At 64.9% G+C, this 14,356-nt stretch carries 14 protein-coding genes; 8 read left to right on the top strand and 6 right to left on the bottom strand.

The annotated features are described in order from the left end of the window. Positions 1–2 precede the first annotated feature (2 nt). On the bottom strand, positions 3–755 hold the full coding sequence (locus AC4D2M_RS05250; RefSeq protein WP_490890562.1) for a TSUP family transporter: 753 nt from the start codon (positions 753–755) through the stop codon (positions 3–5). Between the two features lie 40 nt (positions 756–795). Here AC4D2M_RS05250 and AC4D2M_RS05245 point away from each other — a divergent pair, with 40 nt between their 5' ends. From AC4D2M_RS05245 to AC4D2M_RS05235, 3 genes are all read left to right on the top strand, one after another. Further along, complete coding sequence (locus AC4D2M_RS05245; protein WP_490890561.1) at positions 796–1,425, top strand: DUF1684 domain-containing protein; 630 nt, start codon at positions 796–798, stop codon at positions 1,423–1,425. 68 nt (positions 1,426–1,493) lie between these two features. Then, positions 1,494–2,684, top strand: a complete 1,191-nt coding sequence (locus tag AC4D2M_RS05240) for a glycosyltransferase family 4 protein (RefSeq protein ID WP_490890560.1) — start codon at positions 1,494–1,496, stop codon at positions 2,682–2,684. Between the two features lie 86 nt (positions 2,685–2,770). Then, on the top strand, positions 2,771–3,607 hold the full coding sequence (locus tag AC4D2M_RS05235; RefSeq protein WP_490890559.1) for an MSMEG_6728 family protein: 837 nt from the start codon (positions 2,771–2,773) through the stop codon (positions 3,605–3,607). Between the two features lie 5 nt (positions 3,608–3,612). Here AC4D2M_RS05235 and AC4D2M_RS05230 read toward each other — a convergent pair whose 3' ends face one another. Further along, positions 3,613–4,323: a PIG-L deacetylase family protein gene (locus AC4D2M_RS05230; protein WP_490890558.1), complete on the bottom strand. Its 711-nt coding sequence runs from the start codon at positions 4,321–4,323 to the stop codon at positions 3,613–3,615. Beyond that, on the bottom strand, positions 4,320–4,850 hold the full coding sequence (locus AC4D2M_RS05225) for a ferritin (protein WP_490890557.1): 531 nt from the start codon (positions 4,848–4,850) through the stop codon (positions 4,320–4,322). Before AC4D2M_RS05225 ends, AC4D2M_RS05230 begins: the two co-directional genes overlap by 4 nt. A 304-nt stretch (positions 4,851–5,154) precedes the next feature. Here AC4D2M_RS05225 and AC4D2M_RS05220 point away from each other — a divergent pair, with 304 nt between their 5' ends. Then, positions 5,155–6,594, top strand: a complete 1,440-nt coding sequence (locus tag AC4D2M_RS05220) for a stealth family protein (protein ID WP_490890927.1) — start codon at positions 5,155–5,157, stop codon at positions 6,592–6,594. Positions 6,595–6,607: 13 nt separating this feature from the next. Here the strand turns inward: AC4D2M_RS05220 and AC4D2M_RS05215 are convergent, their stop codons facing one another. Next, positions 6,608–7,519, bottom strand: a complete 912-nt coding sequence (locus AC4D2M_RS05215; protein ID WP_490890556.1) for a phosphodiesterase — start codon at positions 7,517–7,519, stop codon at positions 6,608–6,610. Between the two features lie 182 nt (positions 7,520–7,701). On the opposite strand from AC4D2M_RS05215, the gene AC4D2M_RS05210 reads away from it, so the two are divergent. From AC4D2M_RS05210 to glsA, 3 genes are all read left to right on the top strand, one after another. Then, a complete protein-coding gene (locus tag AC4D2M_RS05210; protein WP_490890555.1) occupies positions 7,702–8,448 on the top strand; it encodes a M50 family metallopeptidase in 747 nt (248 codons plus the stop codon). A 107-nt stretch (positions 8,449–8,555) separates the two neighbouring features. After that, positions 8,556–8,969 (top strand): hypothetical protein, encoded by a 414-nt coding sequence (locus AC4D2M_RS05205; protein WP_490890554.1) that lies wholly within the window; start codon positions 8,556–8,558, stop codon positions 8,967–8,969. A 47-nt stretch (positions 8,970–9,016) separates the two neighbouring features. Next, positions 9,017–10,831 carry a glutaminase A gene (gene glsA, locus AC4D2M_RS05200; protein ID WP_490890553.1) on the top strand — a complete coding sequence of 605 codons (1,815 nt, stop codon included), beginning with the start codon at positions 9,017–9,019 and terminating at the stop codon, positions 10,829–10,831. A gap of 9 nt (positions 10,832–10,840) precedes the next feature. Here glsA and AC4D2M_RS05195 read toward each other — a convergent pair whose 3' ends face one another. Together AC4D2M_RS05195 and AC4D2M_RS05190 are read right to left on the bottom strand one after the other, a co-directional pair. Continuing rightward, the gene (locus tag AC4D2M_RS05195) at positions 10,841–11,389 is read right to left on the bottom strand and encodes a GNAT family N-acetyltransferase (protein WP_490890552.1); all 549 of its coding nucleotides are present in this window, start codon (positions 11,387–11,389) and stop codon (positions 10,841–10,843) included. Positions 11,390–11,398: 9 nt separating this feature from the next. Then, positions 11,399–12,946 carry an MDR family MFS transporter gene (locus tag AC4D2M_RS05190; protein WP_490890551.1) on the bottom strand — a complete coding sequence of 516 codons (1,548 nt, stop codon included), beginning with the start codon at positions 12,944–12,946 and terminating at the stop codon, positions 11,399–11,401. 479 nt (positions 12,947–13,425) lie between these two features. Here AC4D2M_RS05190 and AC4D2M_RS05185 point away from each other — a divergent pair, with 479 nt between their 5' ends. Beyond that, complete coding sequence (locus AC4D2M_RS05185; RefSeq protein ID WP_490890550.1) at positions 13,426–14,286, top strand: transposase; 861 nt, start codon at positions 13,426–13,428, stop codon at positions 14,284–14,286. The last annotated feature ends 70 nt before the right edge of the window (positions 14,287–14,356 follow it).

Raw genomic sequence — 14,356 nt, 5'->3', positions numbered from 1 at the left:
GCTCAGGCGAGCAGCTCAGTGAGGCCCTTGATCAGTGCCGTCGCCGCACCGAGAAAGGCAATGACGATGACGGCGAAGCGGGCGTGTCGATCATGGATGTACCGGGCGAGCCGCTCCGCCGTGAAGATTCCGATGACGATCGACACCGGGATGAGAAGCCACATCCAGGTCTCCAGCGGGGGCACCTGGCCGGGGTCAATGAGCAGCTTCACGAGCACCGTGACGGAATTGACCACGGCGAAGAACGGCTGCAGCGTGGCGGCGAACGAGCGCTGCGGCCACCGGGACATCAACGCATACGCGCTGATGGCCGGCCCGCCGACGCCGGCCATGGAGTTGGTCAGGCCCGCTGTTAGCCCAGCGATGACTTTGGAGCGGTTCCCGGTGGCCACCACCGAGGAGCGCTGGAGCAGGAGCGAGGCAGTGAGTCCGGTGAGCACGACGGCGCCGACCGTCGCCGCGAGCGGTGCGCTCGGCAGCCCGGCGGCTGCGAATGAGCCGCCCACTGATCCGAACACTGCTGAAGCGGCGAGCCAGCGGAACATCGCCCAGTCAATGTCCTTCCACACGCGGGGCATGATGAGGGTGGCGGACACCACACTGCAGATGTTGACCAGGAGGACGCCTTCATGCGGGCCGAGGATCAACACCAGAAACGGCGAAACCAGCAGCGCAAATCCCAGCCCGGCGATGCGCTGGGCGACGGCACCCACCACAATGAGGCCGAGCACCAGGATGAACAGCGCGATTGTCACCCTAGATACAGTACGTCGGGCAACAGTTACGCTGGTGTCCATGTCGCATGCAGCAACGGCCCTGGACACCGCTGACTGGCGCCGGCAGGTGTTCACGCTTTACCAGGAAGTCCGCGATGCGGCGGCCGCTGGTTCTCCCGCGCTGGCCCACGCCCACTGGCGAACCGGCCGCGACAGGCTCTTTGCCGGCCACCCGGCGTCACCCCTTTCTCCCTCGGTGCAGCAAAACTTCGCCGGCCTGAACGTCGCCCCTTACAACTCGGACTTCCGCTTCGAGGCTGAGATTGACGATGACGGCGCCGGCCAGCTTATGGAGGTGACCTCCGGTACCGACGGAGTGGTGCCGTTCGAGCGGCTCGGCACTGTGTCGCTCGACGGCGTCGGCCGCCTCGCGCTGTGGCGGCTGAAGTCCTACGGCGGCGGGCTGTTCCTCCCCCTCCGTGATGGTTCGTCCGGTGCAGAGGGTGGAAGCTACGGCGGCGGCCGGTACGTGCTCGACACGATCAAGGGTGCGCATCTCGGCGAGCGCGGCGGACGTCTGATCGTGGACCTGAACTTCGCCTACAACCCGTCGTGCGCCTATGACGAGGCGTGGGCGTGCCCGCTCCCCGGCACTGACAACCGGCTCGAGGTTTCCCTGCCGGTCGGCGAGCTGTACACCGCCTACTGAACCAGAGTTCACTCAGGCGCAACCTGCCGCTCGCCGGGTGCACAGACCGCGGTGCCAGTATCGGTGTTGTGAGAGTTGCTGTGGTTGCCGAATCGTTCCTTCCGCACATGAACGGGGTGACCCACTCCCTGTTGAAGGTGCTGGCCCACCTCCGAAGCCGCGGTGATGACGTGCTGGTGATTGCGCCGTCGTCGTCGTGGCTGGACAAACCCGGCTCCTCGGCACATGAGGCACCTGCCTCCGTGGAGGGCTTCCCCGTCGTCACTCTGCCGTCGGTTCCGCTGACCGGTTACGCGAATGTTCGGCTCGCGGCCGGGACTGTGGCCAGGGTGCGGCGGATCCTCGCCGACTTCTCGCCCGACATCGTCCACGTGGCTTCCCCGTTCGTGCTCGGTTGGCGTGCGGTGCAGGCGGCTGCGCAGCTCGGCTTGCCAACCGTATCCGTGTACCAGACTGAGATTCCTGCCTACGCCGCCCGGTACGGTGTGCCGTGGCTGGAGAACATGCTGTGGCAGCGCGTCGAGAACATCCATCAGGCATCGACGCTGACGCTAGCGCCGTCGTCGTTCGCGTTGAATCAGCTCGACTCCCGGGGTATCCCCCGGCTGCGGCTCTGGCGCCGCGGTGTTGACACCGCCCGGTTCACCCCCGCCAAGCGCGACGGCGACTGGCGCCGCAGCGTCCTTGCGGGACGGCCGCCCCGCTCGAAGATCGTCGGGTACGTCGGCCGTCTTGCAGCCGAGAAACAGGTCGAGGACCTCGCCGGCCTCGACGCCATCCCGGGCACGAAGCTGGTGATCGTCGGCTCGGGGCCGGCGAAGGAGTCGCTGCAGCAGAAGCTTCCCGGCGCGCACTTCGCAGGGTTCCAATCCGGGGAGGCGTTGGCGCGGATGATGGCGTCCTTCGATATCTTCGTCCACCCGGGCGAATCGGAGACGTTCTGCCAGACCATCCAGGAGTCGATGGCCTCGGGAGTTCCGGTTGTCGCCGTGGGGCGCGGCGGTCCACTGGACCTGGTGGATTCGTCCAGAACCGGCTGGCTGTACCCGCCGGGTGAATTGGACCAGCTTCACGCCGGGGTGATGGACCTGCTCGGTGATGACACGAAGCGCCGTGCGTTCGGGCGCGCGGCGTCCTCCGCGGTCCAGGGGCGCACCTGGCCGGTACTGTGCGAGCAACTCATGTCCTATTACACGGAGGCAATCGAGGTGCACCGCCGGACGCCGGTGAGCCGGCGGGGCACGTACGCCGTCCATTAACCGAACCGGCACCCGGACCGGCGGAGCAGGCAACTGAGGCCTCGCGAGCCGGGGAGCAGGCTCGGCGGATGTGGCACACTGGCCGCATGCAGACCTTCCTGCCCTATCCCGACTTCGCAGCCAGCGCCGCCGTCCTCGATCAGGCCAGGCTCGGCAAGCAGCGGGTTGAGACACTGCAGATCCTGCGTGCGCTGGTTCTGCCCGATTACGGCTGGCGCAGCCATCCGGTTACCCGGATGTGGATGGGATACGTACCCGCGCTCACCGTCTATGGGCTGGCGATGGTCCGGGAGTGGGTCTCGCGCGGGCACGCGGACAGCACGGCGGCGCTGATCAGCGAGTTCGCGCCCGATTCCGCTGCCGCGTTCGAGGCGGGCGCCGGACCCGAACCTGCCCTCCCGCCGTGGACCGGAAACCCGGAGGTCCATCTCAGCCACCAGTCGAACCTGATTCAGAAGGCACCCGAGTTCTACCGGGAACGCTTCCCGGGCGTCCCGGAGGACCTGCCCTACTCCTGGCCTGAGCCGGAGCTTGAACTCATTCCGGTCGAGCCGATCGGTGAACGGCTCTGGATCTGGCACGGTCCCCTGGACACTTCCGACGGCGATGCGCTGCTGCTTCCCGGACACCCGCCGGCCGGCCGCGCCGTGCCGAAATGGTCCCGCCAGTACGCCGCGTTCACTGAACTTGCCCGCGAAGGTGATGCAGCCGCCGTCGTGGTGGAGGGCGGTGCCCGCCTGCAGCGGGGCACGCTCGGTCCGCTGGCCATCGAGAACGCCGCGGACGACGACGACGTTCCCGGCACGGCGCGTCGCCCCATCTCCCTCTCGGGCTGGCTGCGGCGCAGCGACTTCGAGTATCCGGCCCTGCTGCAGGATCCCCGGCGGTTTTATGCGGTCGAAGCGCTGGCAACAAGGGGTTAGCTGTACTACAGCCCGTAGAGCTCGAATCCGACCGCGGGGCCCCCTTTGCCTCCGGAGTTCCGGCTGGTGGCGGAGCGGACCTGTTCGGTGGCCTGTTCCTCCACGGGCCGGCTGTCCAGTGCTTGCAGGTACTTCGAATGCGCGGCAAGGGACAGGATCGCTTTCTCAACGCTATCCTCGCTGACCGGCATGGCGTGCGTGGGGTTCATGCTGAGAATGGCCGTCCATTTCACCTGGTGCCGCGGGCCCTCAAGGTCCGGGAAGATCCATTCATTGGCTGCGTCGGAGACGGCGTTCAGGACCGACCGGCCCAGTGCCCGGTGATCCTCGGAGTTCCACATTCCCGGCCCCCACGTGTCGCCATGGTTCAGCGTCACGATGCCGTCGGGCTGGTGCCGGCGAATGGCCCGCGCCAGGTCGCGGCGAAGATCGAGGGACTCCGTCAGGCGTCCGTCCGGGTAGTCAAGGAATTCCAGAACGTCGACGCCCACGCGGTCACACGCCGTGCGCTGCTCGCCCTCACGCAACGGCCCGCTCTCCTGCGGCGGGAGCCCCGCGATCCCGGCCTCACCGCGTGTTGCCAGCACGTAGCGGACCTCCTTGCCCTGCGAGATCCATTCGGCCACCGCGGCGGAGGTGCCGTACTCAGGGTCGTCCGGGTGTGCCATGAGCACCAGCGCACGCTGCCAGTCCGTGGGGAACGGTTTCAGAGTCACAGGGCGCCTCCGGCCGTGGGCGGCATGTTCGGGTCCTTGCCGGCGTCGCCAACGGTTTCGCGGGCAAGGAAGTTCTCGACGTCGAACAGGTTGTCCGCCCGCTCAACGATAGCCAGGAGGGTGGACATGGAGGCGACCTCCTCCACCTGTTCCTTCAGGAACCAGAGCATGAACTGTTCCCCGAGCGCGTCGGTCTGCGCCCGGGCCTGGGCGAACATCGCCTCGATGTCGGCGGTGACCTGCTTCTCCTGGGACAGCGCTAGCGCGATCGGTTCGACGACGGACGTGAAGTCATTCTTCACCGGTTCCACGCCGGGGATCTGCACATCCTGACCCCGGTCAAGCATGTACTGAACCATCATCAGAGCGTGATTCCGCTCTTCCAGTGACTGCCGGTAGAAGTGCGTGGCGAGACGCGGCAGGTCCTGGCCGTCGAACCACACGGCGATCGCCAGGTACTGTTGCGAGGCCGCAAACTCGTTTCCAATCTGCCGCCTCAACAGTGCAGTGAAACTCACGTCTGCCATGGTGTCCTCCGTTGCAAGGCACCCGCATGGGGTACGTCGGGATGGGTCGGGGTCCTTCTAGGCAGGCTTATCATTGGAGCAGCAGCCGTGCAAGCAATCTGCGAGTGCACCGGCACCACCGCCTTTGGAACAACCGTTGGAGGATCCCATTACAGATACTGCCGCCCAGCATGATGTGTATTTCGGCGCCCCGGAGGTCGAGAACGACACCGAGCTGCTTGAGTCCGCCTCCAGCGCTGCCGTTGCCAGACTGAGCGACCGCGATGACATCACCACGGTCAAGCGTAGGTTCGCCCTCATCAACATGCATACAACGCCGCACCAGGCAATGGTGGAGGACCTGTTGTTTGTCCGGGAGGCGCTTGAGCGTGCCGGTATCGAGTACCTGCTGGTCCGCGGCAATGATGAACGCCCCGTCGTCGCGGTTGACCTGAAGCACCGTGAACGGCTCCGGGAGGCGCTGGTGGAGGCGTGCCGCAACGAGCCGTTCTACTCGCGGACCGTGGACACGAAGCGGCGGACAACGCTGCTTGTGGCCGACGGCGCCCTTTCCCCGAGCGAGAAGGCCCGGATCTTCCGGTTGTTCCGTCCCCGCATCGAACCGATCGGCGGACTGACCTTCGGTCCTTCTGCCGGTGTGCAGATCGAGCTCTGGTCCCTCGACGGTGACCGCATCGAGCTCCCCATGGAGAACTCCCTCACGCGGCGCACCCTGCCCTCGAACGAAGTGGTGCGCGGCTCCGTGACCCGCCATGGTCTGGTCTGGCCGACGATCGACAACATGTTCGCGGACCATGCGACGGATATCGATTTCGAGATCGACCTGGTGTTCACGTGGGTTGACGGAAGTTCACCGGAATATCTGGCAGCACGCGCTGCCCGAATGGAGAACGCCGTCGTGGGCGAGGGGGATGATCACGAGGCGCGGTACCGCCAGATCAACGAGCTCAAGTACGCGCTGCGCTCCGTTTACATGTTTGCGCCGTGGATCCGCCGCATCTTCATCGCCACGGACTCGGAGCGTCCGGAATGGCTGGCTGATCACCCATCCGTGACACTGGTTCGTTCCGAGGAGCATTTCAAGGACCCCTCCGTACTGCCGACCTACAACTCACAGGCGGTCGAGTGCCAGCTGCACCATATCCCGGACCTGTCCGAGCACTTCCTCTACTCCAATGACGATATGTTCTTCGGCCGCCCGGTGGGACCGGACATGTTCTTCTCCCCCGGCGGCATCACGAAGTTCATCCAGGCGGACACCCGCATTGGGCTCGGCGAGAACGACGCCGAACGTAGCGGATTCGAGAACGCTGCACGTGTGAACCGTCGGCTCCTCCACAAGCGCTTCGGCCGGATCACCACACGCCATCTCGAGCACACGGCCGCTCCGCTGCGCAAGAGTGTCATGATCGAGATGGAGAACGAGTTTGAAGCGGAGTTCGCTGCGACGGCCGCGTCCAAGTTCCGTGCCAAGGACAACATCTCCGTCACCAATTCGCTGTACCACTACTACGCCCTGTTGACCGGCCGCGCCGTGACACAGGAATCGGCGAGGGTGAAGTACATCGATACCACCATGCGCTCCGGACTGCGCAAGCTTCACAAGCTGCTGGACAAGCGCAACATGGACCTTTTCTGCCTCAATGACGGCAGCTTCCCGGAGATTCCGGCCGAGGAGCGCGCCCGTGCTGTCACCGACTTCCTGGAGAAGTACTTCCCGGTGAAGGCTCCCTGGGAAAAATAGCCGAAGCAGCCGGTCAGACGCTCGTGAAGGCTCTCGCCGGCGATGCCTCCGCGATCTGCACACCGGCCGCTGCGAGGCGGCGGCGGGTTTCCTCGCGGGGGACGGTCTCGCCCACGGCGGTGTGCGTCCCGACGGGGACCACCGAGTGCACCACGGTGTCCTCGTACACGTGGACCAGGTTGTAGGCCTGGGCGCCGTCTCGACCGCGTGTGCCGCCGTCGTCGTACGTGAGGTCCTGCGTGTAGCAGGTGGCGGACGCCACCGACACCGGGATGCCCGCGAAGAGCGCGCTGGTTGAGTAGTGCAGATGCCCGGCGAGGATCGCACGGACATCGGTGCCGCGGATGACGCCGGCAAGCCGGTTCTGATCACGCAGTTCCACCAGGACCGCCAGGTCCTGGACACATGGGACCGGCGGATGGTGCAGAGCGAGGATTGTTCCGTATGGCGCCGGGGTGAGGAGTTCATCGGCGAGCCAGACGAGCTGCTCATGGCTGATCTCGCCGTGGTGGTGGCCCGGCACCGTTGAGTCGAGCGTGATGATCCGCAAGCCGTTGATCTCGTAGCTGCGGTCAAGTGGAGCGGTGTCCGCGGGCTCGTTGAGCAGTTCCGTTCGGAGAGTGGCGCGGTCGTCATGGTTGCCCATGGCCCAGATGACCTCGGCGCCGAGTTTGTGAGCTGCGGGGTCAACGATGTCCCGGAGCTTTGCGTACGCTTCAGCTTCGCCTTTGTCCGCGAGGTCGCCGGTGAAGACGATTGCGTCAGGTCGCGACCCGGACGCCTCCAGATCGGAGAAAATCTGCTGGAGCCGAGCCTCGCTGTCCACTGCCCCATACAGGGGTTCCGGACCGCCCACCAGGTGGGTGTCGCTCATGTGCAGGATGAAATGTTGCGGCCGTGGATGCTCGGCCGTCCGGAAGTTCATGATCGCCTTTGTCGATAGCTCGAATAGCTTTCACTTCATTTAACCCTCATCAAAGCAGAGGCATTCCTACCTTGAGATGAACGTCACACGGCGAGTCTGTTAAAACTTCCTCGTCCGTGACGGGACTCGATGAAGGGGATTCGTTGCCGCCTCAGGCGAGGATGGCCCTGTAGCATCCCAAGGTGGAATTAGTAGCGCAGTGGTGGGACCGGATCGTGGCCGGCTTCAGCAGGAGTCAGCCGCCGGAGCTGACGTTGACCGAGGTCGTGATCATCCTGCTGGCGGCCGCCGCCCTGTCCGTACCCAACGCAACCTGGCGCTACTTCGGACTCTTCAGCACGATCGTCCACGAGCTCGGCCACGCCTTCGCCGCGCTCGTCACCGGGAACCGGCTAGCCGGCATCCGGCTCAACTTCGACCATTCCGGCCTCACGACGTCGTTCGGTCGCCCCGGCTGGAGAACGGCGTGGACAACGTTCTGGGGGTACCCGGTTCCGGCCGTCGTCGGGTCCGTTCTGGTCTGGGCCGGTTTCGCGGGCTGGGCACAAGCAGCTCTCTCCGTCGGTGCGCTTGTGCTGCTGCTCTCCCTGCTGTTCATCCGCAATCCCGGCGGTGTGCTCATCCTGCTGGGCACGGTGGCGGTCTCCACCGTCCTGGTGGTCGCCGTTCCTGCCGAGTTCGCCGGGCACACGGTGGTTGCCCTCGGGATTGCACTGCTGGTGGGGTCCATCCGCGACCTCGGCAAAGTGGCCGCAGTCCACCTCCGACGACGGCGGAACCGCGGCCAGTCCGATGCCTATCTCCTGTATCGCTCCACCGGAATCCCGGCGGTAGTCTGGCTGACCCTGTTCACTGCGGTGATCGTGGGTTCGTTCGCCTGGGCGTGGACGGTCGTCAGTGCAGGGCTGGGACTGCCCTCCGCTGCCTAATTGCTTAGTCCGTGGCAGCGGACAATTGCGGCGGACAGTTGTGGCGGCGGACACGGGAATGGACGTAGGCTCGAAGCGGTCCATCCACTGTTCTCAAAGGAGCTCCGATGAAACTCAGCCACATTCCCCTCCGTCTCAGCACCGGCGCATTCATCCTCAATTCCGGCCTGAACAAGCAGGAGATCGACAGGGATACGGCTGCCTACCTGCAGGGAATGGCGGCCAACGCATTTCCGCAGGTCAAGGAGCTGGATCCCAAGAAGTTCGGCAAGGTGCTCTCCGCCGTCGAGATCGGGCTTGGCGCCGCGCTGCTGCTGCCCTTCATCCCGAGCCGCCTCGCCGGTCTGGCCCTCGCAGGGTTCTCCGGGGGACTGCTGGCCATGTACGTCCGCACACCCGGGATGACCAAGGAGGACGACATGGACATCCGCCCCACCCAGGAGGGCACTCCCGTTGCCAAGGATGTGTGGATGCTCGGAATCGCGCTCTCGCTCATCATGGACAGCCGTCGGAAGCGCTGAACCGAACGAATTGAGCACCGCTCACAACTCGCCATAGTCTTGCTCCTATGGAATCTCCAATTGAAGGCTATCTTTCGCGGATTCATCGGGAGATTTCGGAGCTGAAGGACGGAAAGCCGTACAGCACTATTCCGGCCATGGCCAACGTCAATCCGGACAATTTCGGGATCTGTCTCACAACTGTGGACGGGTACATCTACGAGGTTGGGGATACTCGGGAAGAATTCAGCATCCAGTCCATCTCGAAGCCCTTCACCTACGGCCTGGCACTTGCGGACCTCGGCCTGGACAAGGTGGATGAGAAGGTCGACGTCGAGCCTTCGGGGGATTCCTTCAACGAGATTTCCCTCGCCCAAGGAACAGGACGGCCGGCGAACGCAATGATCAACGCGGGCGCCCTCACGGCGACCTCCCTGATCAAGGCATCGGGCGGCAACACCCGCATCAAGCGCATCGTCAATACGTACTCCGCCTTCGCGGGCAGGCAACTGTCCATCGACGAGGAGATCTTCTCCTCCGAGCTGGAGCATGGTCACCGGAACCGCGCCCTGGCGTACCTGCTGCGGTCCTTCGACATCATCGAGCATGATCCGGTGCCGGTCATCGAAGACTATTTCCGCCAGTGTTCCGTCCTGGTGAATTGTCTGGACCTCTCCCTCATGGCGGCAACCCTTGCCAACAGCGGCCGGAACCCCATGACAGGGAAGCAGGTTATGGAGATCGTGCCCGTGGAGCGGGTCCTCTCGGTCATGACCACCTGCGGAATGTATGACGACGCCGGATCCTGGATCAGTACCGTCGGGATGCCCGCGAAGAGTGGAGTAGGGGGCGGGACCATTTCCGTGCTCCCCGGACAGGTTGGCCTGGCCGTCTACTCCCCGCCGCTAGACGAGCACGGCAGCAGCGTGCGAGGCATGGCCACCAGCCAGCGGCTCTCGCAGGATATGGAGCTTCACTTTGTCCGCGCGGCCCGTGTCGGCAAGTCCGCGATTCGCTCGACCTACGACATCTCGGCGGCTCCCTCGGGTATCCGCCGTGGCGACGAGGCTATGGACCTCCTCCGCGACCATGGGCACCGCGCCCGCGTGGTTGAGCTGAACGGTGACCTCCTTTTTGCGGGCACGGAGTCGATGGTCCGGGAACTGAGCTCTCTTACCGATGAGGTGGAGCTCATCATCCTCGACCTGCGTCGTGTGGATGAGGTTGCGGACGTATCGATGCGCCTCCTCGCCGAGGTTCGCCAGAACCTGGTCGATGATGGCCGGGAGCTGGTGCTGATAGATGCGGAAGGCACGCTCGCCGATACTTTCCGCGACGTCGACCGTGAGGTCCCCACTTTTGATACCCGGACGGCGGCTGTCGAATGGTGTGAGAACCGACTGATCGAGACCTACGGCAGCGAGCTGGATCTGCCGAGCCGCGTCGACATCTCGCAGTGCCCTGCCCTGAGTCCGCTCAGCAATGAGGACATCCAAAAACTCGCAGAGCGGATGGAAGACCGAACCTACAACGACGGCGACGTCATCCGCCGCATCGGTCAATCCTTCGGCGGAGTGTTCTTCATCCTGTCCGGCGGCGTCACCACGTCGGTGGTCGGTCCCGCCGGGCACCGGGTGAAACTGACCACGCTGAGTGCGGGGATGACCTTCGGGGAACTCGCGCTGGGCAGCGATGATCGTCAGGAAACCACTGTGAAGGCCACAGGGAAGGTCACCATCAAGCTCCTCACTGCCGACGCGATAGCGCGGTTGGAGTCGGAGGACGAGCGGCTTGCGCTTGAACTATGGAAAGCCCTGACCCGTGACGCCTACACCCGGGTGGATCTCTATCTCAGGGAAACGGCGGTGCGAGTCCGGGACTGATTCCCGCGGCTATTGACGCCGATCCGAGGGGAGCATTCCCATCACTATGGCGTCAATCCACTCACCGTCCCAGTGCAGGGCGTCCCGCAGCCGTCCTTCAACCTGGAATCCGCACTTCTCGTAGACCCGTTGCGCGCGCTGATTGAATGCGTACACCTCAAGGCTGATGCGGTGCACCCCGATCACATCGAAAGCATAATCGACGACGGCGCGGGTCGCCTCGGTCCCATAGCCCCGCCCGAATCTTGAATCCGCGTTCAGACCAATCCGAAAGCCGATGGAGCTGTTGTCTGCGTCGTAGTCGTTGAGCACCACTTCGCCGATGTGGATCCCGCCGGAGTCCAGGATGATCGCCCAGTCGGCCCGCCCGTCCGCGGTCGCCAAGCCCGCAAGCCAGGCCTCGATCTGCGGTCGGGTGAACTGGGCGTGGGTCCCGGTCAGGCGCATTGACTCGGGATTCTGCAGCGCCGACCAGGTTCCCTCGAGGTGTTCCGGACCCAACGGTTCGAGCCGCAGGCTCGGTGTGGTCAGGACCTGCGGGGGCGTGAAGATCGACACTGGGCGGCCCTAGTGTGCCAAGGGAGCGGCAGCTACGTCGTCGCCGTCCTGCTGCGACGGTGACTTCGATGACGGTGATGATGAGGACACCGGCTCGGCGGGTGCCGGCTTGCGGATGAAGAGCGCCGCGACGACGGCGAACAGGAAGATTACTGCCCCACACATGAACGCCATGCGGATGCCGCCTGCCAGCGCAGGAACTTCTGCAGCACCGGCGGCCATGAGCGCGCCGGTTTGCAGCGTCATAACGGACACGAAGAGAGCAATGCCCGCAGCTCCTGCCAGTTGCTGCATGGTCCCGACCACCGCACTCGCGTGGGAGTACAGGTGCGGGCGGACAGAGCCGAGCGCGGAGGTGAAGAGCGGAGTGAACATTCCGGCCAGTCCAATGCTCAGCACCACGTGGCTGGCAAGCACCAGCGGAACCGGAGTGGCCGCGTCGACGAGCGTGAGCGCCCAGAACGCGGAGGCAACCAGTATGGATCCCGGAACTACGAGGATGCGGGGGCCGTGCCGATCGAAGATCCGGCCCACCACCGGTCCAAGGAGTCCCATTGCCAGTCCCCCGGGCAGCAGCATCAGTCCGGCGGCCGCAGGTTCGAGACCGAGCACGTTCTGCAGGTAGATGGGGAGCAGAATAATTGTTCCGAACAGCGCCATCATGCTGATGGCCAGCACGAGGATTGACACGGTGAAGGTGCGGGATTGGAAGGTCCGCAGGTCAAGCAGCGCCCGGTCACGGCGCTGCAGCGCGATCTGCCGTGCAATGAAACACGCCAATCCTGCAAGTCCGACGGCAAGCGGAAGCCATCCTGGAATGCCTGAACCGCTTGCGGCAGCCTCACCAAACTGGCTCAGGCCGTAGACAATCCCGCCGAACGCAAACGCGGAGAGGATGACGGAGAGTACGTCGATCGGTGTGCGGCGGGGCGTTGTCACGTTCTGGATCCGGATGCCGCCGAGCACCAGCGAACCGACCGCGATGGGAAGCACCAGCCAGAACATCCACCGCCAGTCCAGCACGCTGAGGATGACGCCTGAGATCGTGGGACCGATTGCGGGCGCCACTGAGATGACAATCGAGATGTTACCCATCGTCTTGCCACGGGACGACGGCGGCACAAGGGTCATGACGGTGGTCATCAACAGCGGCATCATGATTGCAGTTCCGCCGGCCTGGATCACGCGGCCGACGAGGAGCATGCCGAACCCGGGCGCCATCGCGGAGACAAGGGTGCCGATGCTGAAGAGTGTCATCGCGGCGAGGAAGACCGGCCGCGTGTTGAAACGCTGAATGAGGAAGCCGGTGATGGGGATGACAACCGCCATCGTGAGCATGAACGCGGTCGTCAGCCACTGGCCGGCGGAGGCAGTGATCTGCAGGTCATCCATGAGGCGGGGCAGCGCCACGCCCATGATGGTTTCGTTGAGGATGACAACGAAGGCCGAGACCAGAAGCAGGGAAATGACCAGCCTGTCCCGGGGTGAGATGTAACCGGGATCGTTCGGAACGGTGCCGTCGTCTGCCTGTGTGCTTTTGTCCGTCTTGTGCGGCACGAAAATCCCCCTGAAGGTACTGAAGGGCGCGCAGAAACGTGCGCAGCCAGAAGTAAAAGCACCCGGCGCCGCTGCTTATTCCCGACCCGCCTTCTCGGGCGTACTGTTGCTCATGAGCCCCACTGATGGAGAGGAAGCTGGAATGTCTATCCCGCCGCCCCATGAACCGCATCCCGATCCTTCTCAGCCACGGCCCCCGGGTGAACCTGCACCGGAACCGCAGCCCTCGCCGTCCCCGTACCCTATCCCCGACCCGGGACCCGACACTCCGAACATTCCGCCGGAACCCGGCCCCGGGCCCTCCCCCGACCGGCCCATCCCGGAACCGGGGCCGACCATTCCGCCCCTGCCCTGATCCTTGCGTGCGTCGGCGGTACTGTTGCTCCTGAGCGCCCAGTGAACGCCGGTCGCGCGGCGTGCAGGTCCGCGTCGGCTGACTGGACATCGTAGCCCGCCGACCAAATGGAGCCTGTTTCCCAGTGTCCGACCTCGCCGATATCGCGTCCGAGCTCTACTCGCGGCCCCTGGACGAATTCACTGCAGCCCGGAATGACCGCGCGAAGAGCCTCGACGACAAGGCGCTGGCCAAGGAAGTCCGTGCTCTACGCAAACCGTCGGCTTCAGCGTGGCTGCTCAATATGATGACCGCCCACCGCGGCTCGGAGCTGCGGAAAGCGCTGGAGCTCGGGGCAGCGATGCGCGAGGCGCAGGAACAGCTCGATCGGAGCGAGCTGAAGAAGCTCGGAACACAGCGCCAGCAGCTTATTTCGGCGCTGGTCAAGGACGGCGTCGCTCTCTCCGAGGAACTCGGACATCCGGCAAGCACGGCGGCGGCCCTGGAGGTGGAACAGACCCTGCGGGCGGCGATGGCCGACGCCGGTGCCGCCGCTGCCGTCTCTACCGGCCGCCTCATTCGGCCACTGGAAGCCACCGGCTGGGAAGCCGTGGACCTCACGGGCGCTGTGGGCGGCCCCTTCGAGGCCGGCATTGACGGGGCGGGGTCCGATGCGCACGAAGGCGGGCACACTAAACCTGAGCCGGACCCGGCTGCCGAAGCGCGTGCCGAGTTGGAGGATGCCGAGGACAGGTCCGAGGAAGCTGAATCGGCCCTCAAGCGTGCCCGTGCCCGGGTGGACCAACTTGAGCGCGACCGCGAAGCACTCGTCTCCCAGGTGAGGGAACTGCGGAAGCGGATCCGCGCGCTGGAACAGGACATTGACGTCATCGATGACGACGCCGATGACGCTGTTCGCGAGCGCACGGAAACCGAGCGCACGGCGAGGGGGGCCACCCGCGAAGTTGAGCGGGCCCGGAAGGCGGTCGAGAAGCTCCGCCGGTAACGCCGCGATAACGATCGGTACGGCCCAAAAAGGAATGACGCTCAGGAAGTGTTCCGTCGCCGTGAGGGAT

The sequence above is a fragment of the Arthrobacter sp. TJ-270 genome, assembly GCF_058269075.1.
The sequence above is the reverse complement of the archived record's forward strand: the minus strand, read 5'-3'. Positions and strand labels throughout refer to the sequence as shown.